Source organism: Mucilaginibacter sp. UYP27, assembly GCF_040547175.1.
In the GTDB taxonomy this organism is placed as follows: domain Bacteria; phylum Bacteroidota; class Bacteroidia; order Sphingobacteriales; family Sphingobacteriaceae; genus Mucilaginibacter.
The window spans coordinates 341,370-366,980 of record NZ_JBEPPE010000004.1; the positions used below are offsets into that span (position 1 = coordinate 341,370).

The 25,611-nt window shown below is 43.0% G+C and carries 31 protein-coding genes; 17 read left to right on the forward strand and 14 right to left on the reverse strand.

Annotated features, from left to right (window positions below):
* Nucleotides 1-55: 55 nt before the first annotated feature.
* Both ABIB39_RS15740 and ABIB39_RS15745 read right to left on the reverse strand, forming a co-directional pair.
* Nucleotides 56-1,159 (reverse strand): S1C family serine protease, encoded by a 1,104-nt coding sequence (locus tag ABIB39_RS15740; RefSeq protein WP_354431117.1) that lies wholly within the window; start codon nt 1,157-1,159, stop codon nt 56-58.
* Nucleotides 1,160-1,179: 20 nt separating this feature from the next.
* A complete protein-coding gene (locus ABIB39_RS15745; RefSeq protein WP_502916207.1) occupies nt 1,180-1,722 on the reverse strand; it encodes an RNA polymerase sigma factor in 543 nt (180 codons plus the stop codon).
* Between the two features lie 195 nt (nt 1,723-1,917).
* On the opposite strand from ABIB39_RS15745, the gene ABIB39_RS15750 reads away from it, so the two are divergent.
* From ABIB39_RS15750 to ABIB39_RS15770, 5 genes are all read left to right on the forward strand, one after another.
* Nucleotides 1,918-2,142 carry a hypothetical protein gene (locus ABIB39_RS15750; protein ID WP_354431119.1) on the forward strand — a complete coding sequence of 75 codons (225 nt, stop codon included), beginning with the start codon at nt 1,918-1,920 and terminating at the stop codon, nt 2,140-2,142.
* Between the two features lie 107 nt (nt 2,143-2,249).
* Nucleotides 2,250-2,444 carry a hypothetical protein gene (locus ABIB39_RS15755; RefSeq protein ID WP_354431120.1) on the forward strand — a complete coding sequence of 65 codons (195 nt, stop codon included), beginning with the start codon at nt 2,250-2,252 and terminating at the stop codon, nt 2,442-2,444.
* An 83-nt stretch (nt 2,445-2,527) separates the two neighbouring features.
* Nucleotides 2,528-2,722 carry a hypothetical protein gene (locus ABIB39_RS15760; RefSeq protein WP_354431121.1) on the forward strand — a complete coding sequence of 65 codons (195 nt, stop codon included), beginning with the start codon at nt 2,528-2,530 and terminating at the stop codon, nt 2,720-2,722.
* Between the two features lie 162 nt (nt 2,723-2,884).
* On the forward strand, nt 2,885-3,091 hold the full coding sequence (locus ABIB39_RS15765) for a hypothetical protein (RefSeq protein WP_354431122.1): 207 nt from the start codon (nt 2,885-2,887) through the stop codon (nt 3,089-3,091).
* Between the two features lie 117 nt (nt 3,092-3,208).
* Nucleotides 3,209-3,646 (forward strand): hypothetical protein, encoded by a 438-nt coding sequence (locus ABIB39_RS15770; RefSeq protein ID WP_354431123.1) that lies wholly within the window; start codon nt 3,209-3,211, stop codon nt 3,644-3,646.
* A 78-nt stretch (nt 3,647-3,724) separates the two neighbouring features.
* Here the strand turns inward: ABIB39_RS15770 and ABIB39_RS15775 are convergent, their stop codons facing one another.
* Both ABIB39_RS15775 and ABIB39_RS15780 read right to left on the reverse strand, forming a co-directional pair.
* Entirely contained in the window at nt 3,725-3,892 is a 168-nt protein-coding gene (locus ABIB39_RS15775; protein WP_354431124.1) for a hypothetical protein, read from the reverse strand.
* Between the two features lie 57 nt (nt 3,893-3,949).
* Nucleotides 3,950-4,087 (reverse strand): hypothetical protein, encoded by a 138-nt coding sequence (locus tag ABIB39_RS15780; RefSeq protein ID WP_354431125.1) that lies wholly within the window; start codon nt 4,085-4,087, stop codon nt 3,950-3,952.
* Between the two features lie 222 nt (nt 4,088-4,309).
* Between ABIB39_RS15780 and ABIB39_RS15785 the strand changes: the two genes are divergently transcribed.
* The 5 genes from ABIB39_RS15785 to ABIB39_RS15805 all read left to right on the forward strand — a co-directional run bounded on the left by ABIB39_RS15785 (nt 4,310) and on the right by ABIB39_RS15805 (nt 9,395).
* Nucleotides 4,310-5,815, forward strand: a complete 1,506-nt coding sequence (locus ABIB39_RS15785; protein WP_354431126.1) for an ATP-binding cassette domain-containing protein — start codon at nt 4,310-4,312, stop codon at nt 5,813-5,815.
* A 77-nt stretch (nt 5,816-5,892) separates the two neighbouring features.
* Nucleotides 5,893-7,017: a cyclic dehypoxanthinyl futalosine synthase gene (gene mqnC, locus ABIB39_RS15790; protein WP_354431127.1), complete on the forward strand. Its 1,125-nt coding sequence runs from the start codon at nt 5,893-5,895 to the stop codon at nt 7,015-7,017.
* A 235-nt stretch (nt 7,018-7,252) separates the two neighbouring features.
* Complete coding sequence (scpB, locus tag ABIB39_RS15795; RefSeq protein WP_354431128.1) at nt 7,253-7,813, forward strand: SMC-Scp complex subunit ScpB; 561 nt, start codon at nt 7,253-7,255, stop codon at nt 7,811-7,813.
* Nucleotides 7,814-7,946: 133 nt separating this feature from the next.
* Entirely contained in the window at nt 7,947-8,150 is a 204-nt protein-coding gene (locus tag ABIB39_RS15800) for a hypothetical protein (protein WP_354431129.1), read from the forward strand.
* 93 nt (nt 8,151-8,243) lie between these two features.
* Nucleotides 8,244-9,395 (forward strand): GNAT family N-acetyltransferase, encoded by a 1,152-nt coding sequence (locus ABIB39_RS15805; protein WP_354431130.1) that lies wholly within the window; start codon nt 8,244-8,246, stop codon nt 9,393-9,395.
* Nucleotides 9,396-9,400: 5 nt separating this feature from the next.
* On the opposite strand, the gene ABIB39_RS15810 is transcribed toward ABIB39_RS15805, so the two are convergent.
* From ABIB39_RS15810 to ABIB39_RS15820, 3 genes are all read right to left on the reverse strand, one after another.
* The gene (locus ABIB39_RS15810; protein ID WP_354431131.1) at nt 9,401-9,745 is read right to left on the reverse strand and encodes a helix-turn-helix domain-containing protein; all 345 of its coding nucleotides are present in this window, start codon (nt 9,743-9,745) and stop codon (nt 9,401-9,403) included.
* A gap of 82 nt (nt 9,746-9,827) precedes the next feature.
* The gene (locus tag ABIB39_RS15815) at nt 9,828-11,183 is read right to left on the reverse strand and encodes a UDP-N-acetylmuramate--L-alanine ligase (protein WP_354431132.1); all 1,356 of its coding nucleotides are present in this window, start codon (nt 11,181-11,183) and stop codon (nt 9,828-9,830) included.
* A gap of 201 nt (nt 11,184-11,384) precedes the next feature.
* Nucleotides 11,385-12,116, reverse strand: coding sequence for a universal stress protein (locus ABIB39_RS15820; RefSeq protein WP_354431133.1), 732 nt, complete (start codon nt 12,114-12,116; stop codon nt 11,385-11,387).
* 180 nt (nt 12,117-12,296) lie between these two features.
* Here ABIB39_RS15820 and ABIB39_RS15825 point away from each other — a divergent pair, with 180 nt between their 5' ends.
* Together ABIB39_RS15825 and ABIB39_RS15830 are read left to right on the forward strand one after the other, a co-directional pair.
* Nucleotides 12,297-12,701 (forward strand): Rrf2 family transcriptional regulator, encoded by a 405-nt coding sequence (locus ABIB39_RS15825; RefSeq protein ID WP_354431134.1) that lies wholly within the window; start codon nt 12,297-12,299, stop codon nt 12,699-12,701.
* Between the two features lie 52 nt (nt 12,702-12,753).
* Nucleotides 12,754-13,392, forward strand: a complete 639-nt coding sequence (locus tag ABIB39_RS15830; RefSeq protein ID WP_354431135.1) for an NAD(P)-dependent oxidoreductase — start codon at nt 12,754-12,756, stop codon at nt 13,390-13,392.
* Between the two features lie 64 nt (nt 13,393-13,456).
* Here the strand turns inward: ABIB39_RS15830 and prmA are convergent, their stop codons facing one another.
* The 7 genes from prmA to mce all read right to left on the reverse strand — a co-directional run bounded on the left by prmA (nt 13,457) and on the right by mce (nt 20,424).
* Nucleotides 13,457-14,293, reverse strand: coding sequence for a 50S ribosomal protein L11 methyltransferase (gene prmA / locus ABIB39_RS15835; protein WP_354431136.1), 837 nt, complete (start codon nt 14,291-14,293; stop codon nt 13,457-13,459).
* Between the two features lie 85 nt (nt 14,294-14,378).
* The gene (gene tpiA, locus ABIB39_RS15840) at nt 14,379-15,143 is read right to left on the reverse strand and encodes a triose-phosphate isomerase (protein ID WP_354431137.1); all 765 of its coding nucleotides are present in this window, start codon (nt 15,141-15,143) and stop codon (nt 14,379-14,381) included.
* A gap of 60 nt (nt 15,144-15,203) precedes the next feature.
* Nucleotides 15,204-16,388: a putative sugar nucleotidyl transferase gene (locus ABIB39_RS15845; RefSeq protein ID WP_354431138.1), complete on the reverse strand. Its 1,185-nt coding sequence runs from the start codon at nt 16,386-16,388 to the stop codon at nt 15,204-15,206.
* A 66-nt stretch (nt 16,389-16,454) separates the two neighbouring features.
* Entirely contained in the window at nt 16,455-16,700 is a 246-nt protein-coding gene (locus ABIB39_RS15850; RefSeq protein WP_252757383.1) for a type B 50S ribosomal protein L31, read from the reverse strand.
* Between the two features lie 129 nt (nt 16,701-16,829).
* Complete coding sequence (locus ABIB39_RS15855) at nt 16,830-18,203, reverse strand: right-handed parallel beta-helix repeat-containing protein (protein WP_354431139.1); 1,374 nt, start codon at nt 18,201-18,203, stop codon at nt 16,830-16,832.
* Nucleotides 18,204-18,404: 201 nt separating this feature from the next.
* Nucleotides 18,405-19,805 carry a right-handed parallel beta-helix repeat-containing protein gene (locus tag ABIB39_RS15860; RefSeq protein WP_354431140.1) on the reverse strand — a complete coding sequence of 467 codons (1,401 nt, stop codon included), beginning with the start codon at nt 19,803-19,805 and terminating at the stop codon, nt 18,405-18,407.
* 217 nt (nt 19,806-20,022) lie between these two features.
* Complete coding sequence (gene mce / locus ABIB39_RS15865) at nt 20,023-20,424, reverse strand: methylmalonyl-CoA epimerase (protein ID WP_354431141.1); 402 nt, start codon at nt 20,422-20,424, stop codon at nt 20,023-20,025.
* A gap of 212 nt (nt 20,425-20,636) precedes the next feature.
* On the opposite strand from mce, the gene ABIB39_RS15870 reads away from it, so the two are divergent.
* From ABIB39_RS15870 to ABIB39_RS15890, 5 genes are all read left to right on the forward strand, one after another.
* Entirely contained in the window at nt 20,637-21,848 is a 1,212-nt protein-coding gene (locus tag ABIB39_RS15870) for an IscS subfamily cysteine desulfurase (RefSeq protein WP_354431142.1), read from the forward strand.
* A 124-nt stretch (nt 21,849-21,972) separates the two neighbouring features.
* Nucleotides 21,973-22,386 (forward strand): Fe-S cluster assembly scaffold IscU, encoded by a 414-nt coding sequence (gene iscU, locus ABIB39_RS15875; RefSeq protein ID WP_354431143.1) that lies wholly within the window; start codon nt 21,973-21,975, stop codon nt 22,384-22,386.
* A gap of 97 nt (nt 22,387-22,483) precedes the next feature.
* Nucleotides 22,484-22,810: a HesB/IscA family protein gene (locus ABIB39_RS15880; protein ID WP_354431144.1), complete on the forward strand. Its 327-nt coding sequence runs from the start codon at nt 22,484-22,486 to the stop codon at nt 22,808-22,810.
* A gap of 72 nt (nt 22,811-22,882) precedes the next feature.
* Nucleotides 22,883-23,344: a flavodoxin family protein gene (locus ABIB39_RS15885; protein ID WP_354431145.1), complete on the forward strand. Its 462-nt coding sequence runs from the start codon at nt 22,883-22,885 to the stop codon at nt 23,342-23,344.
* A 340-nt stretch (nt 23,345-23,684) separates the two neighbouring features.
* Nucleotides 23,685-25,598, forward strand: a complete 1,914-nt coding sequence (locus tag ABIB39_RS15890; RefSeq protein WP_354431146.1) for an AMP-dependent synthetase/ligase — start codon at nt 23,685-23,687, stop codon at nt 25,596-25,598.
* Nucleotides 25,599-25,611 lie beyond the last annotated feature (13 nt).

The following is a 25,611-nucleotide window of genomic DNA, read 5'->3' on the forward strand; positions in this document are numbered from 1 at the left end:
CAAAAAAAGGGAAGCAATTTCTCGCCTCCCTTTTGGATATATTAATTGTTGATTTTTATTGGTTGTAAACCTTAACGCTGAACACGTAATTACGCAACTTTTTAATTTGCTGGGTACGGCTTAGATTAGCTAAAGTATTTTTGGTGTTAAGCGTAAGCGATTTGTTTAACGAATCGGCAGGGATGCTTTGGATGGCTTTAAGCAGGTAGGTTGATTTTACCGCGAACGCCACACCCGATGTTTGGGTTTGCTTGCCATTAATAACACCAATGATGTTACCCTTCTGATCAATTAAAGGACCACCACTGTTACCGGGGTTAACCGGGATAAACAATTCGTATTCGGTAGTATCGCCGTGGAAACCTGTGCCTGCGGTTAATGCGCCGGGACCAAATTTAAGTTCATCACCAGGGTAACCTAAAGTATAAACGGCTTCGCCCAAATCGCTTTTAGCTTTTTTGAAGCTATAAGGTACAGTACCAAGGTTTTTAAAGGCGGCATCGTTTATCTGCAAAATAGCTACATCATACAACGGATCGGTATAAACAACCTTGGTATGGAACGATTCGCCGTCAACATTTTGCACGTAAACAGAATCGGCGCCGTTAACCACATGGTTATTGGTTACAATATAACCGTTACCCGTAAGCGCGAAACCTGTACCCCTAAACTTAGCAGAAATAGCCGGCCCGGTTGATTTACCCGATTTGATGATATCGTCTGTTTTATCGCCCAGCTTACGTTGCTCTTTTTTAACACGTTCAACCTCTTGCTTCAATTGTTGAAAACGAGGGTCGCGGTTGCTTAGGTCGCCGGTAATGTAAAGTACCAGCAATACCGAAAATATAGCGATAGACGCCGCCACCGAGAACTTAGAGTGGTGGTTACGCCACATTTGCACCACCCACGACGGATGCGCCATTAGGTCTTCCTTCAGCGTGTGTACATCAATCTCATCATGGATCTCGTCTAAACGGATTTGCAGGCTTAAACGGTCGTTATATTGCTTTAATAATGATGTAAACTCTTTGTGCTCTGCAATTTTAGCGTCTATAGTTGCATCCTTTTTACGCAATGCATCAAATTGGTTGCGCTCATCAGCAGGCATTTCGCCGCTCAAGTAGCGCTCAATCATTTCTAAAAGTTGGTTATCTTTCATTCTCTTTACCCCTTTTATTATTATTGCTGAAAAAATAATTTCTTCAGCCTTTGCAGGCATTTGTATTTCTGCGTTTTCGCGTTATCGGCGTTTGTGTAGCCAAACCGCTCGCATATATCCTGCATGCTGCGGTTGTGCATATAAAAATCTTCCATAATGGTCTTGCAGGGTTCGCCAAGTAACTTTAAAGCGTCGCCCATTTTATTGAGCTGCATATCGCGTTCCTCGTGTTTATCCACCTCGTCTTCAACCGCCAAATACTCCTGGAAATCTTTAATGTCCCCACCGTATTTGTTTAGTTGTTTAAGCCGCTTGAGCCATAATCGCCTGCATATCGAATATATGTAGGTTTTTAACTTGCTGCTCAGCTCAAAATCGCCCCGCTTAACCTTATTGTAAAGAACTATTATAGCTTCCTGGTAAATATCCTTAGCCTCATCCTCGTCGCCATTATTATTAATAACGAGTTGTAACACCATAGGGAAATAAGCCAGGTATAACTTTTTCAAAACACTGTCGGAGTTGTTTAAGATCCCAATGATCACTTCACTATCCGTCGGCATTTCCACATTTAACTGATTATTCACTACTTAATACTTTTTATAATGAATTGTAACCCAACAATTTGATTTATTTTTTTATGCCGTGCCGATGCTGCACAGCCAGATTCAGGCAAAGCGCAATATCGGTAAATAATTGATAGGATAACGCGGCATTAATTTTGAGTTTGATAGTAAACGAACAAAAACTATACAAGTATGAAAAACTCAGTAAAATTTTGCCTTGGTGCATTATTGGTAGCCGGAAGCCTCAACGCATGTAAAAGCGGTAACTCCACCCGCGTGCCTGATAGCACACGGGTAGATTCGGCAAAGATAGATACCAACGCGGGTAAAAACGGCTCGCCTAATTCAATCGACACCGGTATAGATAAATCAGGATCGGGTGGTACCGATACCGTTAAAAAAGACGGCTCTAATTAGCAGCCAAAAACGAAACCCGCACCTTAACCGGTAGCTGGTTTTGTTTTTATTGGGTTACCTTTTGGGCTTTTTGCTATTAATACTTACAAAACAATAAACTCAATAACATGAAAAATTCAATCAAGATCACATTCTTAGCATTAGCTATCGCGTTTACTGCCGCATCTTGCGAAAGCAAAAAACCAACCGATGGTGTTGACACCTCAAAAAACGACACCGTTGTTAATGTAGATTCAACCGTAAGTAAAGACACCGTTGTTAAAGGTGCTGATACCGTTAAAGTTGATACCACAAAAAAATAATTTATTTTATTGGGTTACCTTTTTTGGATAGCGGTATTAACAACCAATAAGAATAAAATACACACATTAATAAAACACAAAACATGAAAAATTCATTCAAAATCGCATTCTTAGCTTTAGCTATCGCTGTTTCTGCTGTTGCTTGTAAAGGTAAAGGTTCTGCTGATTCAGCTTCTGATACCAGCAAAAACGATACTACTGTTGTAGTTGATTCAACTGTGAAAAAAGATACTACTGTTGTAGTTGACACCACTAAAAAAGATACTACTAAAAAATAATTTAACCTAACAGGTTAAATAGTAAAGAGTTACATCGTAATTTTTTAAGTTTTTTAAGTTTTTTAAGGGTAACCCGCATTTTTTTTTTAAAAAGTGGGTTACCTTTTTTTGTTTTTGGTATTAACTAACGAAAAACTATTAAATCACTTAAAAAACAAAACGATGAAAAATTCATTCAAAATCGCTTTCTTGGCATTAGCTATCGCTGTTTCTGCAGCTGCTTGTAAAGGTTCTGGTTCTTCTGCTGCTACAGATTCAGCTAAAATGGATTCAGCTAAAATGGATTCAGCTTCAACTGTTGATTCAGCTGCTAAAATGGATACCGCTAAAATGGATTCAGCTAAAATGGACACTGCAAAAAAAATGTAATATCTTTTTTGTTAAGAAAAACGCCCCTGCTTATTGCAAGGGCGTTTTTTTATGTCTTATACTTTCGTTTCCAAAACATTCGCCTGTGTAATTGTTTAATGTGGAAACACCCTGTACATGAAATACGCCCAATGGAATAACCTTAACAACGACGAAAAAAAGAGCACGCACTGGAGGCACCACCCCCGCATCCGTATTGCTACCATCTTCAGTATTTTATTTGCCCTGGTATTTATTGTATTTATGCTGCGCGTACTACAAAACCGCAGGGTGCATGTAAACCGCAAGCCCAACGCTAAAGAAGCATTTGCCATAGCCAAGGTTTTTGTGAACGACAGGCTAAAACAGTCCGGTACGGCAAACTTTCCCAAAAATGATTTTGAATCGAAGATCGATACGGCTAACAACCATTACAGCATATCATCTACTGTTGATGCACAGGATAGTACCGGCCATATTGTAAAAACAGCCTGGCAGGTAAATTTAGCCTACACGGGCGGCGATTGGGCCGATCGTAAAAGCTGGAAACTCGAAGACGTTAAAATTGACAAATAGAAAAGGTGCCCAATTGGGCACCTTTTCTATTTGTTTGCCCTTGTTCATTATCAAACTGATGCAGGGCTGTAACCCGGCTTAAGATTTACGTCTAAAAGCGGAAATAAGCCAAATAATAAGTAATACAACTATAACGATACCAATAATGGCCGTATAAGCACCGGCTTTAAAAATACCGCCGATAACAGAGCATCCGCTAAATGCAAACACTGCAAATGCGAGTAATAATAAGTGAAGTTTTTTCATGGTAGATTATCGTAAAGATTTATGATGAAAATCATATTACAACAATCAAACCATTTATTACAACAACATATTTGAGTCAGATTCCTCCGCCTCTGTATTGTCGCTTGGTAAAAATTGTACTGCAATCAATACAATAAAAATAGCCAAAAGGCTCATTGGTACAAGGGCTTCAACAGCAACTAATAATAGTTCCATAGCAATTATTGGGGGGATAATAAAAAACTAAAAAAAAATTTGTCGCCTGCTCAAAAGGCTGTCGTTCATAATGGTTTCCTAATCTAAAAATTGTTTTTTAATAAATTCAATAAATGTTAATAAGTTAATAAATTTTATTAAACACGCCATTGATATACTCCTGTTTGCTCTAAATTAACATTCAGCTAAATATTTCGTCACGATGTGTAAATTCACCGCAACATGAAAAACCCGCTCGTTAGCCTAAAAAACGTATCTATAAAGATTGCCACACTACAATTATTTAAAAATTTAAATTTTGAACTTAACCACGGCGAAAACTGGGCTTTCGTTGGTAAAAGTGGCTCGGGCAAGAGCGTTGTACTGCAAACCATTGCCGGTAACACGGGTATAAACAGTGGCAGCATCATCTATAATTTCATGGATGATATACACAAACAAATTAGCGGCGATACGCTGCTTACGTTCCATCAATTTATTGCGTTTACCGGGGCAAAGCACCACTTTAAAACGCTGTCCAACACGTCCGATTTTTATTATCAGCAACGCTATAACTCGTCCGACTCGGAAGATACCCTTACCGTGCGCCAATACCTGCAAACGGTAAAGGTAAATCAGCATAAACCCGCTTACTGGACATTTGACAAGACAGTTATCGCGTTAAACCTAACCGCCCTTCTTGATAAGCAAACCATTAAACTATCTAACGGCGAAACCAAACGGTTAATGATAGCCGCCGCCCTGCTTAAAAACCCGCTGATACTGCTATTAGATAACCCCATGACCGGGCTGGATGTGGAAACCCGCAGATCATTCAATACTTTACTTAACGAGGCATCAGCATCGGGCATAAGCATAATTATGGCTACATCGGCATTCGAGATCCCGGATTGTATCACCCATGTAGCGGTTTTGCACAATGGCGCAATCAGCCAAAGCGTTATAAGGCAGGAGTTTGAACAGACCAGGCCGCAGTCCGCAGAAAAAGCGGTGGTTGATACTGGCGCGCTTAAACAATTATTAGCGAACCACAACACAAGCCATCATTACAACCAAATTGTAACTATGGCCGATGTGCATATCCAATACGGCGACAAAACCATTCTGAACAATGTAAACTGGAAAATAAACCCCGGCGAACGCTGGGCTTTGCTTGGGCCAAACGGCGCGGGGAAATCTACGTTACTGAGTCTTATTAATGGCGATAACCCGCAAGCCTACGCCAACAACATTATCCTGTTTGATAAAAAGCGCGGCACGGGCGAAAGCATCTGGGATATTAAAAGTAAGATCGGTTTTGTATCGCCCGAACTTTACCAGTACTTCCCGATGGATAACTCTTGCCTGCAGGTGATAGAAAGCGGTTTTTGCGATACGCTTGGCCTGTTCCGCCCAAGTGTAAAATCACGCGCTGACTTGGCGCTCAACTGGATGAAAGCTTTAGAGATAGATAAATACGCGCGCCAACTACTTAAGAACATCCCCGCCAGCGCGCAGCGCCTGTGCCTGCTTGCCCGCGCGTTGATCAAAAACCCCGCACTGCTTATATTTGATGAACCTTGCCAGGGATTGGACGACCATCAGCAGCGGCATTTTAAAAGCGTGGTAGATGCCATTTGCAGCATCAGTAATGTAACGTTCATATATGTTACCCACTACCAGCACGAGATACCGGATAGCGTGGACAGGGTTTTGAGATTGGATAAGGGTGAAGTGGTTGGCAGTTAAGTTTGGCTATTGTCAACCCAATAACACCTTTCCGCTTTTACTTTTCGCCTTTACCCTCCCACTACGTATATTTGTACATGAATACAGCCGAACTGTTGCAGCGTGCTTTAGCTTTTGATTTTTTGAGCATTGATGAAGGGGTTTACCTTTATAACAATGCCTCTACGGCCGACTTGATGTACGTAGCCAACGAACTGCGTAAAATTCAGGTGCCGCATGGCAAAGTTACCTGGCAGATAGACCGCAACGTTAACACCACCAACGTTTGTATCGCTAACTGTAAGTTCTGTAATTTCTTCCGTCGCCCGGGGCACGATGATGCTTACATCACCGATATCGAGACCTATAAAACAAAGATCGAAGAAACCTTCCGCCTTGGCGGCGACCAGCTTTTATTGCAGGGCGGCCACCACCCCGATCTGGGCCTTCAGTTTTATACCGATCTGTTCCGTGAGTTGAAGCAACTTTACCCTAAGCTTAAACTACACTCGTTAGGCCCGCCCGAAATTGCCCACGTGGCTAAATTGGAAAGCATGAGCCATTACGATGTGTTGAAGGCAATGAAAGAGTCGGGCTTAGATTCGCTGCCGGGTGCAGGTGCCGAGATCCTGAATGACCGTGTACGTCGCCTCATCTCTAAAGGTAAGTGTGGCGGCCGGGAATGGCTGGACGTAATGCGTGCAGCACATCAGCTTAACCTGCCAACATCGGCCACCATGATGTTTGGCCATATCGAAACCATTGAGGAACGCTTTGAGCATCTGGTATGGATTCGCGAGGTACAGTCAGAGAAGCCGGAAGGTAATCACGGTTTTGTGGCGTTCATTCCATGGCCTTTCCAGGATGACGGCACTTTATTAAAAAAAGTACGCGGTATAACCAACAACGTTACCGGCGACGAATATATCCGCATGATAGCCCTTAGCCGTATTATGCTGCCGAATGTTAAAAACATCCAGGCATCGTGGTTAACGGTTGGTAAGCAGGTGGCGCAACTTTGCCTGCATGCCGGCGCTAACGATTTTGGGTCGATAATGATCGAGGAGAACGTGGTATCTGCCGCGGGCGCACCGCACCGTTTCACAGCTAAAGGCATTCAGGATTCTATCAAAGAAGCGGGCTTTGAACCACAGTTGCGCACCCAAAAATACGACTGGCGCGACGTACCTGCCGAAATTGAAGAGCAAGTTATAGATTATTAAGAGAGAGATTTAAGAAGACAAGAATCAGGAGTCAAGAGATTTGTTTCACGCCTTATCCACGAGGTCATTGACATATTTTGCGCGTTAGCGATAGCAGCGTAAAGCCCGGAGCGTAGCGAGGACTTGCAGCGGATAGCGCGGGCCGCAGGCAACGCCATAACTAAGTTTACTGGTACATTTGCAAATCACTAATTCAGCCATTCACCAAATTACTAATTGAATATATTTGCACCCCATGGATAACACCGAGCAATATATCGAAGCGTTAATTTTTGCATCAGAGCAGGGGATCCGGACCGAAGAGATCATTTATTGCCTGCAAGCTTCTTTTGAGCACGATTACACCGCCGATGAGGTTACCAAAAAAATAGACACCATCACCCAGAAATATCTGGACGATGCCTTCGCTATCCAGGTGGTGAAGATCAATAAGGCTTACCAGTTTCTTACCAAAAAGAAATACCATGCGGCCATCAGCTTGCTGCAATTGCAACGCTCAAAGAAAAAACTGAGCCAGGCCGCGCTGGAAACCCTTGCCATTATCGCCTACAAACAACCCGTTACCAAAACAGATGTGGAGCAGATCCGCGGGGTAAACTGCGATTATTCAATCCAGAAACTATTGGAAAAGGAACTTATAGCCATCACCGGGAAGTCGGAGAGTGTGGGGAAACCTATCCTTTACGGCACCAGCGGTTTGTTTATGGATTATTTTGGCATAAACGACATTAGCGAACTGCCAAAACTAAAGGAAATTAACGACGGTAGCACCACCATTGGCGAGCAAACCGAATAATGTGAAAAATGATTTTAATTAAGAATGATTTTAATTATTTTTACTCATAAATAATGCTGAATATAGCGGAACAAAAAATGACTAAACAATCGGTTTAACAGATATAAATTTTAACGAATAAACATTTATTAAAATGGCAACTCCAAAAAAACCTTTGACTACCTCTACCAAAAAGATCAACGACGACGAGGATGATGATTTTGATGATGAAGATCCAAAACCGGGTAAAAAGGCAGAAGACGAAGATGAGGACTTTGACGAAGACACCCCGCTGGATGATGACCTGGGTAGCTTTGACACAAGTTATGACCCTTACGACGAGGAAGACGACGACTAATATTATATAGTCGGCAAACGATATATTTACAAGCATTCGGCCCGCGCTGGATGCTTTTTTTGTAACCGCCAAACCCACATTTCCCCCAACCGGATGAAGCTTACCGAAGTTAAAAGCAAGGCTGATAAAACCGCATTTTTGGATGTGGCGCGTATCATCTATAAAGGTGATGCGAACTGGGTGTGCCCGCTGCATAATGATATCGAGGCGGTATTTAACCCCGCTAAGAACAATTTCCATAATCATGGCAAGGCAACCCGTTGGATTTTACGGGATGATACAGGGCAACTGATTGGCCGGATAGCGGCATTTATAAATAACGAAAAAGCTTACCAATACGAGCAACCCACCGGTGGCTGCGGCTTTTTTGAGTGTGTGGATGATAAACAGGCCGCCTTTCTATTGTTCGACACCGCTAAAAGCTGGCTTCAGCAAAGCGGCATGCAAGCCATGGATGGCCCCATCAACTTTGGTGAGAACGATAACTTTTGGGGGTTGCTGGTAGAGGGTTTTACTCCCCCATCTTACGGGATGAATTATAACCCCCGGTATTACAGGGAGTTCTTTGATGGTTACGGTTTTACCACCCAGTACGAGCAGATCACCAATCACCTAAATGTGCACAAGCCGTTTTCGGAACGGTTCACAAAAATTGCCAATTGGGTTATCCAAAAACCCGGCTACAGCTTTGAGCATTTTAAAACATCACAAATAGAAAAATTCGGGGCCGATTTTATAGAGATTTATAACGATGCCTGGCAGGGCTTTGAAAAATTTGTACCGATAACGCATTCTACAATATTGGAGAGCTTTGAGAAAATGAAGGCGATTATGGATGAGCGGTTGATATGGTTTGCCTACGTAAACGGCGAGCCGGCATCATTCATTGTAATATTGCCCGATGCTAACCAAATGATAAAACCATTGAATGGCAAACTTAATTTATGGGCGAAACTGACGTTTTTATACCGCAAGTGGAAAGGCGTATCGCGGATGAGGGCCATTGTAATGGGCACCAAACAAAAGTACCAGAAACATGGTCTTGAATCTTGCTTGTTCATCAAACTGAAAGAATACGTGCTACCCCTAAAGCAATACGATGAACTGGAATTATCGTGGGTGGGCGATTTTAACGAGAAAATGATTGCCATCCACACCGCTGTAGGTGCAACATTTGGCAAAAAGCATTTAACTATGCGTTATAAATTTAATAAGCCCGAACAATCATCCGGGCTTATTAATTGATATTTTTAGGCGGTAGCTACTTTTTTATGGCGCAGTTCCTCAAAAAGCTCAATAACCTTTTTCTGTAGGTCTATCACCTCAGTTTCGCGGTCCATCAACTTCTTGTTAACGTTCTCCAGCTCGCTGGCAATTTGTTTATCCTGCTCTACTTCGTTATAAGTAAGCAACTGAACTACAGACATTTCGAACAAAACCGAGATCTGCTCAAGGCGAGAAAGGTTTATATCGGTGATCCCGGTTTCAATTTTGGAGAATGCAGGGATAGAGATGTCTAAACGTTTAGCAACTTCTTCCTGGCTCCACCCTTTTTGGTGGCGTAATAACCGGATCTTTTTTCCAAGTGTCTTCATATATAAACTTTAATTAGGTAAGGTTTCGCAATAGTTAATAAAGTTACAATTTTTTTCAATAACAAACTAACAATCAGCAAATTTATAGTAAATTATTTTTAAGTTCTACTAAATTTATACCTCCAAAATTACCTGAACTCATCATCAGCAGACTGCTATTGGCAATGTCCTGGCCTTCCAGGTATGTAAGTAATTCTGCCGGTTGGTTAAAAAACAGCAAATCGGCATTAGCAAAGGCACTTTTTACAGCCTCGGCCGGGTATGGTTCTATCTTTTTTTGTTCAAATGTTTTACGGTCGATAAATACGATAGCCTTGTCGGCCTTGTTCATCGTACCGGCATATTCGTTCAAAAAATCTTTATTTAAGCTGCTAAATGTATGCAATTCTATGCATGCAATCAATTGCCTGTCAGGAAATTGTGCCTTTACCGCATCTATAGTAGCCGTTAGCTTGGATGGCGAATGCGCAAAATCTTTAAAGATGGTGGCATTGTCACTTTTGCCTACTACCTCCAGCCTGCGGGCCGCGCCTTTAAAGGTGGTTATGTGGTGGTAAAAATCGGCCGTAGTAATATCCAACGCCTCGCACACTAAACGGGCGGCCTGCATGTTAAGCAGGTTATGCTGTCCAAATACTTCAAGCGCATAGGTTTTACCTGCGGATGTAATGCTGGTTATACCGTTATCTATTGTGTATTTGGGTAAATTATACGGTATTTTAGGTACGGATACATCAAGGCCTTTCACCATGGCATTCAATACATCGTCGGTTTCGCTGTAGATAAGCCTGCCGTTTGGTTGGATAGTTTCCGCGAAGATCCTGAACTGATCGATATAATTATCAAACGTAGGGAACACATTGATATGATCCCAGGCGATACCGCTTATCACCCCGATATCCGCTTTGTAAATATGGAATTTGGGTCGCCTGTCTATTGGCGAAGCGAGGTACTCGTCGCCCTCGATAATGATCACCGGGGCATCATGTGTAAGGCCAACCATGGTTTCAAAACCTTCCAGCTGTGCGCCTACCAGGTAATCAAACTTTTTACCGGCTTCCTGCAATACGTGCAGTATCATACTGGTAATGGTGGTTTTACCATGGCTGCCGCCAATTACAACGCGCAGTTTGTCTTTAGATTGCTCGTAGATATAATCTGGATACGAATAGATCTTAACTCCAAGTTCCTGTGCTTTTAGCAGTTCGGGATTATCTATCCGGGCGTGCATCCCAAGTATAACGGCGTCAAGGTCGGTGGTTATCTTTCCGGCATCCCATCCCTCCCGCGCGGGCAAAATACCATATTTACCCAGGCGCGAAGCCGAGGGCTCGAACAGTACATCATCAGAACCTGTAACGTTAAATCCTTTTTTATGAAGAGCGATGGCAAGGTTGTGCATGGCGCTTCCCCCTATCGCTATAAAATGTACCCTCATTAATAAATATTAGTGTAGCAATTATGCGACAAATTAACACAAAAACAGCTGGTACAGCAAATTAATTTACTCATTGTGTCATTTCAATAATAAAACTGGCACTGTCGAATTCTTAGCCAGGCGTTGCGATATGCTGCTATGCAATATCGACTGCAAAAAACTATAATTATGCGGTAATGCGATCAACATTTGTGCTTTTTGCTATTTAGCAAAATCAAGTATTCCTGATAGGATATCGGCATGGTTCTCGTAAAAATATTTAGGCTTAAATACTTTAAGCATATCATGCAAGGCGCTTTCTTCGGCAAGCTGCTGCGGATCTTTGCCCGTATGTTTACCTTCGGTATCAATATTTAAAACCAATAATTTAATTGCCTGCTTACCCAATAGTTTATTCAAAAACGCCATTGGGATATTCTCTTTTACCTTTTTGAAGTCGCAGGCTATAACGGCTTCGTTTATCAGTTGGTAACGGTAATCTGGTGGGACCACAATAACCGGTGCCGGGCTTAGTTTAGATATTTTTATCACGTGGTCGCCAATGCCGGGGGTATTATCCCTAACAGTACTGTTGCCAATACTGCCTAATATCACCAGGTCAACGTCTTGCTCATCCACAACATCTACCACCGCGCGCAACAAATGCGACCGGTTTAACCTCGTTACAATCTCAACACCATCACGTACAAATTTGCTTAGGCTGTGCTTCAGCTTGCCCAATTGAAGGATGCGGTCTTTGGCTTCCTCTTCTATTTCATCCTCACGCATCATCACCATATCCGGGTTGGGCAGCATGGTTTCGTAAGGCGATATGTAATAGGCGTTCATTAAAATTATGGTAGTCACGCTACTTTGCTGACTTAATTGGGCGGCGAAATTAGCGGCGTTGAAAGCGGCGTCAGAAAAATCGACAGGTACGAGATAGGTTTTCATATTGACGAGCTTAAATACCTTGATCGGGATGGTCTAAAGGTTAGTATAAAACAAATTTAGGCGGTAAATATTGTTGCTTTGTCACGATGGGTTCATAAATAAATTATGTTTACCATATTCCTTGCTTTAACAAATCATACATGTACATTTGTACTGTAATAAAAAACATTACAATTAATTATGAACGGAAGGTTCCCAATAGCTATGCATATTATGACGTTGCTTTGCGCATCGGATGAAGTGCTATCGTCCGACTATATGGCGGGGAGCATAAACGTGAACCCGGTTTTGGTGCGTAAGGAACTGAGCAACCTTATCAAACACCAGTTGATCAGTAGCCAGCAAGGAAAAAATGGCGGGTACAAGTTAAGCAAAGCGGGCACTGCTATAAGCCTTGCAAGCATATACGAGGCTGTAAAGCCCGATGCCATATTAGGCCAGGCTAAAAACCAGCCTAACCCCGCCTGCCCTATTGGCAAGCAAATAAATACACATTTAAAAGATCTGGATAATGAGATAGAACAAACCATGTTAAATAAACTGGGCAACACTAACCTGGCTGAGTTTTGCAAAAAATTCGATTAAAAAAATTTATATAAAACTGTAACAAATTTAATTACATATAAAACAACACAATATGAAAATAGCAATAATAGGCGCAACGGGTTTTGTTGGCGCAGAATTAGTAAAAGAAGGTGTACTACGCGGATATGAGATAACCGCCATTGCGCGCCACACCGATAAGGTAGAAAAAGCAGCAGGCGTAACAGCTGTAGCGGCAGATGTAAGCGATGTTGATGCGTTGGCTTCGGTATTATCCGGACATGATGCGGTGGTAAACTCTTTTAACGCCGGGTGGACCAACCCTAACTTATATAACGATTTCTTGAAGGGATCGAGAGATATACAGGCGGCTACCAAAAAGGCGGGCGTTAAACGCTTTTTAACCATTGGTGGTGCAGGCAGTTTGTTTATTGATGGGAAACAACTGGTAGATGGCCCGCATTTCCCGAAAGAATATTATCCCGGTGCCAGCGCAGCGCGTGATTATCTGACCGAATTGCGTAACGAAAACGAGTTAGACTGGACTTTCCTGAGCCCTGCCATTAACCTCCACCCCGGCGAGCGTACCGGCACCTTCCGTTTAGGTACCGAAAGCCCCGTGTTTGATGCAGATGGTAAAAACGACATTTCTACAGCCGATTTGGCCGTGGCGATATTTAACGAATTGGAGAACAACCAGTACGTTAAGGCAAGGTTTACGGTAGGATATTAATAATTTGTAACTAAATTGATTTAAATGATTACACTGATAATCGGTGTAATCATTTATAATCCACTCAACTAATAAATTTAGCTGCTACCCACTCTTTATCTTTTTTGTGGGTGATGTATTTGAGATTGTATTTCGCTGCTTCCTGTGTGATAATATCAAGATCGGGATCTTTATAAAAACCGCTGAAATAGATCTCGCCACCTGGTTTTAGAGTTTCTGCATATCGGGCCATTTGGTCTAAGAGGACATTGCGGTTGATGTTTGCCAGGATAATATCGTATTGCTCATCAGGGATAGCTTCTTTTGAACCGCAAAGGGCTTTAATATTGTTGATATTGTTCAGCGCCGAGTTCTCTATGGTGCTATCGTAACAAACCACATCATAATCTATAGCGGTAATATCTGTTGCACCAAGTTTGGCGGCAAGGATAGCGAGGATGCCCGTACCGCAACCCATATCCAACACCTTTTTGCCGACAAAATCGTTCTCCAGCATTAGTCCCATCATCATGGCGGTGGTTTGGTGATGACCTGTACCAAAAGCCATTTTAGGGTCTATTACGATCTCGTAAGGGAACTCCGGCTTCGGCTCGTGGAACGTGGCGCGTACAAAAACCTGGTCGCTTATCTGTATTGGCTCAAAGTTACTTTCCCAAACCTCGTTCCAATTCTTTTGCGGGATAAGCGTTATCTCATAACTAAAATCGAACATCTCCCGATAGATCTCCAGCGTATCATCAACCAGTTCCTGGTTAAAATCATCAACAGGGATATAGGCCTTAAAGCCCAGGTCGACCTCTTCAAAAGTATCAAAGCCAATTTCGCCCAAAGCATCTATTAACAGGTCCTGCTGATAATCCTCGGTAGTAATGGTAGTGAAGAGTAATTCGTAATAATTCATGAAGATAGTATGAAATATTGAGTATCAAGTAGCAAGACTAAACCGGCATCTTGATACCTGATACTTGTTACTCGATACTAAAATATTAATTGAAAGCTTTAACGATATCCGTAAAATCACGTGATTTTAAGGATGCGCCGCCGATAAGGCCGCCATCGATGTCTGCGCAAGCAAACAATTCCGCAGCATTTTTTGGGTTACAGCTACCGCCGTAAAGGATGGTGGTATCATCAGCAACCTGCTGGCCGTATTTTGCAGCAAGTTCTGCACGGATAAACGCGTGGATCGCCTGTGCCTGGTCTGATGTTGCTGTAACACCTGTACCAATTGCCCAAACCGGCTCGTATGCCAAAACTATTTGGCCAAATTTGTCGGCATCTAAATGGAATACACCTTCTGCCAACTGGCTTTTAATGATGTCGAAATGCTCATTAGCTTCGCGCTGCTGTAAGGTTTCGCCGATGCAGAAAATTGGTTTTAAACCATTAGCCAAAGCAGTATCGGTTTTTTTACCTAACAATTCGTTGCTTTCGCCAAAGTACTGGCGGCGTTCCGAGTGGCCTAAAATAACATATTCGGCACCGGTAGATTTTACTTGTTTTGCAGACACCTCGCCTGTGTAAGCACCGCTTTCGGCTTGATGCGCATTTTGCGCGCCAACAGCTACGTTTGTATAGCCTTTGGTTAACTGAGCCAAACTATGCAGGTGAATAAAAGGACTGCAAACTACAACTTGCTGGTTGCCGGTAGCTTCGTCTTTAACCATGTTTGTTACTTCAGAAAATAGCGCTAAGCCTTCGCTGTAATCAAGGTTCATTTTCCAGTTTCCGGCTACAATTTTTTTTCTCATTTCTATATTATTTATTGATTTTAAGATTATTATGATTATGCTAATATAAAGGTCAGTTAATTATTGCCCTCTATAAACCTTTGTTAACTCGTACACCTCGGTAAGTATCGCCTTCTCGGCATCGTCAAATTTGCGGTGCGGGCGGCGGGCAATTACCCGGCCGGTAGTTTCCATCATTTTATCAAAGCCATACTCCACAAAGCCATCGGCCCCACCCCATGAAAAATCGGGGATGTAGTTTGGCGGATAACCTCCACCAAAAACATTTGCGTTTACACCAACCACCGTGCCTGTGTTAAACATGGTGTTGATACCGCTTTTGGCATGATCGGCCATAATGAGGCCGCAAAATTGCAGGCCTGTTGGGCGCATGCTTTGCGTAGGGTAATCCCAAAGCTTAACTTCGCTGTAGTTATTTTTAAGGTTAGAGTTGTTGGTATCGGCACCCAGGTTGCACCACTCGCCTACCACAGCATTGCCCAGGTAGCCTTCGTGCCCTTTTGAAGAGTAGCCCCAAACCACGGCATTGTTCACCTCGCCACCTATGCGGCAGTAAGGGCCAATGGTAGTAGCGCCATAAATTTTGGTGCCCATTTTTATTTGCGAGTACTCGCATAAAGCAAACGGACCGCGTACGTTAGTACCTTCCCAAACCTCGGTATTAGCGGCTAAATAAATAGGGCCATTAATAGTACTGAAGGTACAACATTCGGCCTGCGCGCCTTCTTCTGCAAAGAAATCGTCGCCAATAATGGTATTGGTAGTACTCAGTTTGGCGCTCTTGCGGCCTTTGGTGAGCAGTTTAAAATCCTTGCGGATCTCGGTATCATTTTTACGAAAGATATCCTCGGGATGGGTTATCACCACTAACTCTTGGGTATAAACCGTTTCGTTTGAATATTTACCGTAAGGGTCAAAATTATCAGCGTAAACATCTTTCAGTTTTACGGCGATCAGTTTGTCGCGGTACCTTAAGGCCTCGCCACTATTTAAATTATTTATAGCTTCTACCACAGCCTCATCCGGGCAAACAGCGCCGTTGATGAAAATATTATCATCCTGGATATTGAGCGGAAACTTGGCCTGCAAGTAAGCTTCGGTACGGAAAGAAAATTCGGAGTTTAAGTATTTAGCCCATTTTTCGGCGATGGTAAGGATCCCTATTCGCAGATCGGCAACCGGGCGGGTGTATGTTAACGGCAGAAGGGTATTACGAGCGTCGTCGTCAAATAGAATGATTGCCATGTGCCAAAAATAAAAAAAGTCCCCCGTTTTGCGGGGAACTTGTAAATATTTATTAAAAAATATCGATTACCTGTTGTAACGGGTACGGAACTTGTCTATACGGCCGGCGGTATCAACTAACTTCATTTTACCTGTGTAGAACGGGTGTGAAGTGTGTGAAATTTCTAATTTGATCAATGGATATTCGTTGCCATCTTCCCATTTAACGGTTTCACGGCTTTCGATACATGATTTGGTTATGAAAGAGTAGTCGTTTGACATGTCTTTAAAAACAACTAACCTATAGTTTGATGGATGCAGATCTTTTTTCATTGCTTATTGTATACTTTTCTTTCTTATAAAAGAGGTGCAAATATACAAATACTTTTTAAAAGTAGAAACAGTGCTGTAAAAAGTTTTTAACACCGTGTTAAGAGATTGTATTTGCAAAAGCTTTCAAGATCAATATTCGGTTGCGCCGATATCAAAAGCTCCCTCCAATGGGTGTTTTTTGCTATAATAATCTACAGTAACCTTATAAAACAACGCGTTCGCACCGGCATTAATAAGCGGCGATGAGGGTTGAAGATGAAAATCATCCCCATTATAATTTACGAATTTAAGGGCGGTTACGTCGTTACCTATATAATTATTTGAGGCAGTAAGTTTTACGCTGCTGCTTATTTTGTGTATTGCAACGCCCGAACCCGGTTTTATAATAACGTTATTGATTACCGTATTCATGGGGATAGACTCTGAATTTAACCGTATACCATCTAATTTAGTGTTAATGATGGTATTGTTAATAAACTTAAAATTTGGCCCGGGCGTATATCTCGAATCCGCGAAAATACCATGCTCGCCAGAATTTAAAATAATGTTATTAAACAACAGGTTGTCCCCTAAACCGAGTACAATAATGCCGTTACCCGGCGCTTCTTCAACCAAATTATTATTACATCTGCCGCCGGTACCTTCCCCTAACTGGATGCCGTTGTCCTGCCCGTTTGCAAAGGGGGATAAACCGGGCCATCTGATCACGTTTTTATAAACATAGCAGCCGGCAATTGCGCTGCCAACCTGGATGCCTTCGCAACCGGTAGAGTCGATGCGGTTACTGTAGATCTTAACATTTACAACATCGTGTGGTAAAACCTTACCGCATGCCAGTGCCCAACCATCCGCGTAAAAAGAGTTACCTATATAAAAGCCCTCGCCGCCTGTTTTATGGATATAGTTATTATGCAATACAAGATTACTCATAGTAAAGTGGCCCCGCTGCGTTGCTATATCGCACGTGGGGTCGGTTTTAGCCATGATACCGGCAAAGCCACTGTTGCGCACTTCAACATTCGCTATTTCAAAGTCGCTGCTCAGATCGTCCATCGTCATGCCGATGTTGCCCCCATCAATGGCAATCCCATAATTAATGCCCGGCGTGCCGTTGCCCATTATCTTAAAGTACTGGCAATTTTGGGTTTTAAAGCCGTAAGATGCGGTTGCAGAAGTAGTAAGAATAGCCCGCCCACCTTTGTTGATGATGATAATAGGATCAGCTTCGGTACCTTTAATATTTTTAAGCAGTAAGGCACCTCTTGTGCCGGCGGGGATATAAATTGTAGTGCCGGGATCGATATCCGTACCGTCAACAAACCACTCGTTAGGCTGCACGGTATAAGTGCCATCTTCATCAAGAGCCTGGGTGCTCATTTTGGCATTTAACTTTGCGCCTGCAATAGCGCTGGCGGGTTTTTCAATGGCACCCTTGGTACACATGGCGAAGGACGATATTACCAGCATGCCGGCTACACAATGTGCAAAGTAACTTTTCGTCATAAATTAAGTAGGGGTTAATTTATTTAGTACAACGATATAAGTTATTTGCAATCAGCTTATTCCGTTTCCTAATACAGGTATTTATACGGTACGTTGTTCGTTACGGTTACCACTATTAGTTGTAAATTAATAAATATGCAGCTAACACGCGTAAATACCCGGTAATTTAAGAAAAACGATAATTTGAATGGAAATGGCGTATTAGTACTCGGTAGCGCCAATTTCATACGCAGCACCGGATGGCCGCGCTTCGCCGTAATAATCCGAGGTTACACCGTAAGCAGATGTATTTGCGCCGGCATTAATAAGCGGGGATGACGACTGCAGACGAAAATCACCGGTGGTGTAATTGACAAATTTAAGAGTGGTAATATCGGTACCTGTAAAGTTGTTTGATGCCGTAAGTTTAACGGAGTTGCTTTTACGGTGGATAGCCACACCCGTGCCAGATTTAACAATAACATTATTGATAACGGTGTGCATGGGGATGGTCTCCGAGTTTATCTTGATGCCATCTGCAGCAGATGAAATGATGGTATTATTTACAAACTGGTAACCCGGGCCCGGCGTGTAACGCGAGTCGGCAAAGATCCCGTTCTCGCCCGAGTTGATGATGATATTATTGTACAATTTATTATCGCCCAACCCCAGCAGGATAATGCCGTTACCCGGCGCATTGGCGATCATATTATTAAAGCATTTACCGCCTGTGCCCTCCCCTAACTGGATGCCGTTATTTTGCCCGTTTGCAAATGGCGACCGACCAGGATAACGTACCGTATTATTATAAACCTGGCAGCCGGAGGTAGCACCACCTACCTGGATGCCCTCGCAACCGGTAGAATCAACCTCGTTGTTATAAACTTTAACGTTTACTACATCGTGCGGTAAAACCCTGCCGCAGGCAATGGATATCCCATCGGCATAAAAAGAATTACCAATATAAAGCCCTTCGCCGCCTGTTTTGTGGATATAGTTATCATGTACCGATACGTTGCGCATGGTAAACCGCCCGCGCTGGGTAGCCGCATCGCATGATGGATCTGTTTTAGCCATAATGCCCGCGAAGCCGCAATTTTGCACCTCCACATTAGCTATTTCAAAATCGCTGCTTAGGTCGTCCATCGTTATGCCGATGTTGCCGCCGTTTACATCAAAACCATATTTAATGCCTGCGGTACCGTTCCCTAATATTTTTATATACTGGCAATTTTGAGTTTTAAACGCGTAGGATGCCGTAGTAGCCACCGAGAAAGTCACCCTGCCCCCTTTGTTCACAATAATGATAGGGTTTGCAGCATTCCCTTTAAAATTTTTAAGCAATAGGGCTCCCCTTGTGCCCGCCGGGATACAGATAACCGAGCCCGCCGCGAACGTAGAACCGTCAATTGACCAATCCGATGTTTTTACAGTGTAAGAGCAGGTAAGGTTTGTTGTGGGTGTATTTTGAGTTGGAATTCCGTTATTTTGCGCCGGGTTTGCAGGGTTCGTTGCAGGAGTAGTATCCGCAGGCTTTACCGCCTTAGCCACATCTTTTGAACACATCACAAAAGATAAAACCACCATCACACCTGCCATCCAGCTCAACAAATATCTCTTCATGTTCAAATTAAATGCAGGATTAATCAGGCTATTATACGTTGGTTTTGGGGTTTTGTTATTGCGGAGGGTTAAAATGGACAATGCTGTTATTTTAATGGCTAATAATTTACTCACCCCCGACTTCGCTACGCTTGTCACCCCTCTCTGCTGCGCAAAGAGGGGAACTTACTGAAAAAAAGCTTCACCGTTTATCAGATAATAAAATGAACACTGCCAACTATCCCCTCTCCTGGCACAACTCTATCAAAACCCCGTTAGTCCCCTTTGGATGTACAAAGCAAACCAGTTTATTATCTGCGCCTTGTTTTGGTACGTCATTCAGCAACGTAAACCCTTCGGCTTTAAGACGGGCCATTTCGGCAATAATATCGGTTACATCAAAGGCGATGTGGTGCATGCCTTCGCCGCGTTTTGCTATGAATTTGGCAATCGGACTCTCCGGGTTGGTGGCCTCCAGCAGTTCTATTTTATTAGGGCCTGCCTGCAAAAAGGCCGTTAACACGCCTTCGGTAGCTACATCCTCTGTCTTATAAACAGTTGTGTTAAACAGTTTTTCATAGATATCCCCGGCCAACTTAACACTGTTTACCGCGATGCCGATATGCTCTATTTTGTTCATTTAGTGAATTTGTATTTTACTGAATTAGTTATTTGGAGGGTATTATTTAGGTATTGGTGGCGGCATTACCTTTTAGCTTTCACCTTTCGCCATTTACCTCTCCCCTTACCATGTCCAAATATTGTAAATAAATGGCAGGTAAATGCAATATATAGCGGCATACAGATGTAAAAGTAAAACTTTGCGTATATTTGTCTTGTTAATTTTTAATCATGAATATCCCAATTTATTTAGATAATAACGCTACAACACCTATGGACCCAAGGGTGCTTGAGGCTATGCTACCCTATTTTAACGAAAAGTTTGGTAACGCGGCAAGCCGTAACCATCCGTTTGGCTGGGTAGCTGAAGAAGGCGTTGATTATGCACGCGAGCAGGTTGCAAAACTTATTGGTGCTACAGAGAAAGAGATCATCTTTACATCGGGCGCTACCGAGTCTGACAACCTGGCCATCAAAGGCGTGTTTGAAATGTATAAAGAAAAAGGCAACCACATTATTACCGCGGTTACCGAACATAAAGCAGTATTAGACGCCTGCAAACACGTTGAAAAACTTGGCGGCAAGGTTACTTACCTTGCTGTGAAAGAAGACGGACTTGTTGACCTTGAAGTTTTAGAAGCCGCCATGACCAGCGAAACCATCCTGGTATCTATCATGTACGGTAACAACGAGATTGGTGTTATACAACCCGTTAAAGAAATTGCTGCCATTGCACACAAATATGGCGCCTTATTTATGACCGATGCTACACAGGCTGTGGGTAAAATACCTGTTGATGTAATTGCAGACGGTATCGACCTTTTGGCGTTATCGGCACATAAAATGTACGGCCCTAAAGGTGTTGGTGCTTTATACGTACGCCGTAAAGGCCCGCGTGTTAAAGTTACCGCGCAGATGGACGGTGGCGGTCACGAACGTGGTATGCGTTCTGGCACGTTGAACGTACCGGGTATTGTTGGCTTGGGTAAAGCTTGCGAAATTGCAGGTTTAGAAATGGAAAGCGAAGCTATCCGTTTATCGGGCTTACGCGATAGATTAGAAAGCGCGTTAACTGTGCTGGAAGAAAGCTACGTGAATGGTAATGTGGAACACCGCTTACCGCATGTTGCCAATATTTCTTTCAAATACGTTGAGGGCGAAGGTTTGATGATGGCCATGAAAGATCTGGCGGTATCATCAGGCTCGGCTTGTACATCGGCATCGTTAGAGCCATCTTACGTTTTAAAAAGCTTAGGATTATCTGATGACCTTGCACACTCTTCAATTCGTTTCGGCCTTGGCCGTTTCACTACCCAGGAAGAAGTTGACTATGCGGTAGAAGTAACCAAAACAGCGGTTACCAACCTGCGCAACATGTCGCCGCTTTGGGAAATGTTTAAAGAAGGCATCGACCTTGACTCGATTGAGTGGGCAGAACACTAATTTAATTTGAAGATGTGGTAATTTGGAAATTTGAAAATTACCTTCATCCTTAAACAATGTTATAGATTTGATTTGAAAGCATTTTCAAATCATCAAATTTTCAAATTCATAAATAAATAAAGCTATGGCTTATTCAGATAAAGTAATTGACCATTATACTAACCCCCGCAATGTGGGCACGTTAGATAAAAGCAGCCACAAAGTTGGTACCGGCCTTGTTGGTGCACCTGAGTGTGGCGACGTTATGCGTTTGCAGATCCAGGTTGATGAAAACAACATCATCACCGATGCTAAATTCAAAACCTTTGGTTGCGGCTCGGCAATCGCTTCTTCATCTTTAGCTACAGAATGGTTAAAAGGTAAAAGCGTTGACGATGCCATGAAGATCGACAATATGGATATCGTAGAAGAGCTTGCTCTTCCTCCGGTAAAAATCCACTGCTCGGTTTTAGCAGAAGACGCTATAAAAGCAGCCATCAACGATTTCCGCGTTAAAAACGGCATGGAACCAATCTTATTGGAAAAATCACATCACTAATTAATAGTAGCGAGTATCAAGTAGTTAGTATCAGCACTTTGGTATTAACTTTGAATAAAATCTTGATACTTGATACTAATTACTTGATACTACTACAATGGTAACTGTAACCGATAAAGCAAAAGCTAAAATAGATAACCTGATGCACGGTAGCGGCCTTGATGCCTCTTACTTTTTGCGGGTATCTGTACAGGGCGGCGGCTGTTCTGGTTTATCTTATAACCTCGATTTTGATAACGAGGAGAAAAAGGGCGACCAGTTTTTTGAGGACCGCGGTGTACGCTTCGCCCTTGATATGAAATCGTTTTTATACCTGGCCGGTACCGAGCTTGATTTTAGCGACGGACTGAACGGTAAAGGCTTTAATTTCCACAACCCAAATGCCACGCGCACATGCGGTTGCGGCGAAAGCTTCTCAGTATAATAATATTTTGTTAACCGATATATAGAAAAGGTTGATTACATTTAGGTAATCAACCTTTTTTGTTTTTAGGCTATGGAAAACAAATCACTTGTCATACTGGGCAGCAACCGCAAAAACAGCCTCACTGAGTCGATTACCCGGAAGGCTTTAGGCCAAATGGAGTTTGATATGATCGACCTGCTCGACCATAAAATAGCCCATTACAATTACGACGGTCACTACCCCACCAACGATGAATTTGAGGCCGTCATTAACAAAGCCCTCCCTTACGACAATATCATTTTTGCGACCCCCGTTTACTGGTACAGCATGAGCGGTGTAATGAAGGTATTCTTCGACAGGCTTACCGACCTGATCACTATTAAAAAAGACCTTGGCCGCGGCCTCAGGGGCAAATCGGCCTCCATGATAGCCGTCGGTGCCGACCCAACCATTCCCGATGGATTCGAGGTCCCGTTCAAACATACCGCCGCTTACCTGGGCATCCAGTATAAAGGCTGTGCTTATCATGCTACTGAACCGAGAAAGGTTTGAAACCATGCTTTTCAGGCCGTTTTTGAGTCGACAAAATGTGGTGTCTCACCCTGTCCCACGCTGTACCGTTTTTCTCACGTAAACACAGTTGCTGAGATTTGTTTAAAACACTATAAATAAATTACTTATCAGTAAACACGTGAAGCAACTATCCACTAAAAGGCACGAGGATGAATTTTACAATCGATTGATTAACAAAGTGTTCCGCTTTATAAAAATGTGTATGTCATAAATAGTGGGACACCCTGGCATTTTGGGTGCTTGCCGATGTTATTTTGCCATTTTTAATTAAATGTAAAATAATTAGCTTTGTTAGGTATAAACCTGATATATAAACTTGATGAACATCGTTGCTGAGCAATCTACCATACCGGAACTGATCCGTAATATTGTTGCGAACATACATCCCGAAGACCATACGTTCCTGATCCATAAGGTGAAAGATGCCTGGGTAGAGATCTCCTACAAAGAGGCCATCGAGAAGATCGACGCCATATCTGCCTGGTTCCTCGATATCGGCATCAAAAAAGGCGACAGGCTTGCCCTGGTCATCGAGAATGGCCCCGACTATGTTTACTACGACCAGGCCCTGCAGCAGATTGGCGCGGTAAATACGTCTATCTACCCAACCCTATCCGAAGCCGATATTGAATACATCCTGAACGACTCTGAAGCGCGTACCATTATTGCCGGTAACCCGTTCCTGTTCCGCAAGGTGTTAAAGATCGCTAACAACTGCAAATCGCTTATCCGTATTATCCCGGCATTCGAAGGTTTCGAAAAGTTTAGTGATGCCGTGCAGTTGAACGCGGGCGTTGTTAGCCTTAAACAGGTTATTGAAGAAGGATTGACCCTGGTTGATGGTAAACGTTCGGCCATTAATGCCGCCCGCGAAGCAATATTGCCTACCGACCTTTCTTGTCTGATCTATACATCGGGCACCACAGGTACGCCAAAAGGTGTGATGCTAACCCACCATAACCTTACCGAAAACTGTAAGGTTAGCCTGTACCAGATCCCTATTATTACAAAGGACGATATGTTCCTGTCGTTCCTACCGCTATCCCATGTATTTGAGCGTACGGCAACGTATTACATCTGTATGAACAAGGGCGCTACCATCGCCTTCGCGCAAAGCCTGGAGCTTTTGGCGAAGAATATGGCAGAAGTTAAGCCAACCGTTATGTGCTGCGTACCGCGATTACTGGAACGCATCCACGACCGCGCCATGAAGAACGGCCTTGCCGCCGGCGGTATCAAAACCAAGATCTTTACCTGGGCGTTAAAAATTGGTCAGGCATACCGCCTGGCTAATGAGTCGGGCAAAAAACCGGGCATCATCCTTAGTACCGAGCAAAAGCTGGCAAATAAATTGGTGTTCAGTAAAATCAAGGAGAAAACAGGTGGCCGCTTAAAGGTATTGCTCTCGGGTGGTGGCGCTTTGCCTAAAAACGTAGGTGAGTTTTTTGGCAATATCGATATCAAATTACTGGAGGGTTTTGGGTTGACAGAAACCTCACCAATAATGTCGATAACCGAAGATAACCGCATTATTTATGGTACCGTAGGCCGCATTATCCCCGGCATTGAGGTGGGGATCCAAAACGTTGATAACAAACACATCTATACCAAACAAACGTACGACAACTTTAATCCAAATTTAGAAACAGAGGAAGGCGAGATCATTGTGCGCGGGCATTGCGTGATGAAGGGCTACTGGAAAAAACCCGAAGAGACCGCCGCGGTTATCGATGCTGATGGCTGGTTCCATACCGGCGATATTGGCCGCTTTTATCGTGGCAACTTGCAAATTACCGACAGGTTGAAGAACATGCTGGTAAATGCATATGGCAAAAACGTTTACCCTACCCCGGTAGAGAACACCTACTTAAAAAGCCCTAAAATTGAACAGGTTTTTTTAATTGGCGATAAGCGCGAATACATCACCGCCATATTGGTACCCGGCCGCGAAACCCTTCAGGAAACCTTTAAAATGGGCGATGATTTTTTTGAGAAAACCGACCTGTTTATAGAAGATAAAGAGATCATCGACTGGATAAACCAGGATGTAAAAAAACTATCTAACGAACTTGCCAAATTCGAGCGGATCAAAAACTTTAAATTGAAACGCACTCCGTTTAGCATGGAAGCAGGCGAAATAACCCCTACCCTTAAAGCAAAACGCAAAGTAATTGAGAAGAAATATGCCGAGGCCATTGACGATCTGTACACGGGCGTAGAAGATGCCGAGTAGTAACAGGATGAGC

Bases quoted from the DNA above. Each gene is read 5' to 3' on its own strand.
- ABIB39_RS15785 (WP_354431126.1), top strand. From the start codon at position 4,310: ATGAAAAACCCGCTCGTTAGCCTAAAAAACGTATCTATAAAGATTGCC.
- ABIB39_RS15760 (WP_354431121.1), top strand. From the start codon at position 2,528: ATGAAAAATTCATTCAAAATCGCATTCTTAGCTTTAGCTATCGCTGTT.
- ABIB39_RS15800 (WP_354431129.1), top strand. From the start codon at position 7,947: ATGGCAACTCCAAAAAAACCTTTGACTACCTCTACCAAAAAGATCAAC.
- ABIB39_RS15850 (WP_252757383.1), bottom strand. From the start codon at position 16,700: ATGAAAAAAGATCTGCATCCATCAAACTATAGGTTAGTTGTTTTTAAA.
- prmA (WP_354431136.1), bottom strand. From the start codon at position 14,293: ATGAATTATTACGAATTACTCTTCACTACCATTACTACCGAGGATTAT.
- ABIB39_RS15750 (WP_354431119.1), top strand. From the start codon at position 1,918: ATGAAAAACTCAGTAAAATTTTGCCTTGGTGCATTATTGGTAGCCGGA.
- ABIB39_RS15770 (WP_354431123.1), top strand. From the start codon at position 3,209: ATGAAATACGCCCAATGGAATAACCTTAACAACGACGAAAAAAAGAGC.
- ABIB39_RS15885 (WP_354431145.1), top strand. From the start codon at position 22,883: ATGGAAAACAAATCACTTGTCATACTGGGCAGCAACCGCAAAAACAGC.
- ABIB39_RS15740 (WP_354431117.1), bottom strand. From the start codon at position 1,159: ATGAAAGATAACCAACTTTTAGAAATGATTGAGCGCTACTTGAGCGGC.
- ABIB39_RS15860 (WP_354431140.1), bottom strand. From the start codon at position 19,805: ATGAAGAGATATTTGTTGAGCTGGATGGCAGGTGTGATGGTGGTTTTA.
- ABIB39_RS15745 (WP_502916207.1), bottom strand. From the start codon at position 1,722: ATGCCGACGGATAGTGAAGTGATCATTGGGATCTTAAACAACTCCGAC.
- ABIB39_RS15855 (WP_354431139.1), bottom strand. From the start codon at position 18,203: ATGACGAAAAGTTACTTTGCACATTGTGTAGCCGGCATGCTGGTAATA.
- tpiA (WP_354431137.1), bottom strand. From the start codon at position 15,143: ATGAGAAAAAAAATTGTAGCCGGAAACTGGAAAATGAACCTTGATTAC.
- ABIB39_RS15810 (WP_354431131.1), bottom strand. From the start codon at position 9,745: ATGAAGACACTTGGAAAAAAGATCCGGTTATTACGCCACCAAAAAGGG.
- mqnC (WP_354431127.1), top strand. From the start codon at position 5,893: ATGAATACAGCCGAACTGTTGCAGCGTGCTTTAGCTTTTGATTTTTTG.
- ABIB39_RS15880 (WP_354431144.1), top strand. From the start codon at position 22,484: ATGGTAACTGTAACCGATAAAGCAAAAGCTAAAATAGATAACCTGATG.
- ABIB39_RS15845 (WP_354431138.1), bottom strand. From the start codon at position 16,388: ATGGCAATCATTCTATTTGACGACGACGCTCGTAATACCCTTCTGCCG.
- ABIB39_RS15890 (WP_354431146.1), top strand. From the start codon at position 23,685: ATGAACATCGTTGCTGAGCAATCTACCATACCGGAACTGATCCGTAAT.
- scpB (WP_354431128.1), top strand. From the start codon at position 7,253: ATGGATAACACCGAGCAATATATCGAAGCGTTAATTTTTGCATCAGAG.
- mce (WP_354431141.1), bottom strand. From the start codon at position 20,424: ATGAACAAAATAGAGCATATCGGCATCGCGGTAAACAGTGTTAAGTTG.
- ABIB39_RS15765 (WP_354431122.1), top strand. From the start codon at position 2,885: ATGAAAAATTCATTCAAAATCGCTTTCTTGGCATTAGCTATCGCTGTT.
- ABIB39_RS15775 (WP_354431124.1), bottom strand. From the start codon at position 3,892: ATGAAAAAACTTCACTTATTATTACTCGCATTTGCAGTGTTTGCATTT.
- ABIB39_RS15825 (WP_354431134.1), top strand. From the start codon at position 12,297: ATGAACGGAAGGTTCCCAATAGCTATGCATATTATGACGTTGCTTTGC.
- ABIB39_RS15815 (WP_354431132.1), bottom strand. From the start codon at position 11,183: ATGAGGGTACATTTTATAGCGATAGGGGGAAGCGCCATGCACAACCTT.
- ABIB39_RS15780 (WP_354431125.1), bottom strand. From the start codon at position 4,087: ATGGAACTATTATTAGTTGCTGTTGAAGCCCTTGTACCAATGAGCCTT.
- iscU (WP_354431143.1), top strand. From the start codon at position 21,973: ATGGCTTATTCAGATAAAGTAATTGACCATTATACTAACCCCCGCAAT.
- ABIB39_RS15805 (WP_354431130.1), top strand. From the start codon at position 8,244: ATGAAGCTTACCGAAGTTAAAAGCAAGGCTGATAAAACCGCATTTTTG.
- ABIB39_RS15820 (WP_354431133.1), bottom strand. From the start codon at position 12,116: ATGAAAACCTATCTCGTACCTGTCGATTTTTCTGACGCCGCTTTCAAC.
- ABIB39_RS15870 (WP_354431142.1), top strand. From the start codon at position 20,637: ATGAATATCCCAATTTATTTAGATAATAACGCTACAACACCTATGGAC.
- ABIB39_RS15755 (WP_354431120.1), top strand. From the start codon at position 2,250: ATGAAAAATTCAATCAAGATCACATTCTTAGCATTAGCTATCGCGTTT.
- ABIB39_RS15830 (WP_354431135.1), top strand. From the start codon at position 12,754: ATGAAAATAGCAATAATAGGCGCAACGGGTTTTGTTGGCGCAGAATTA.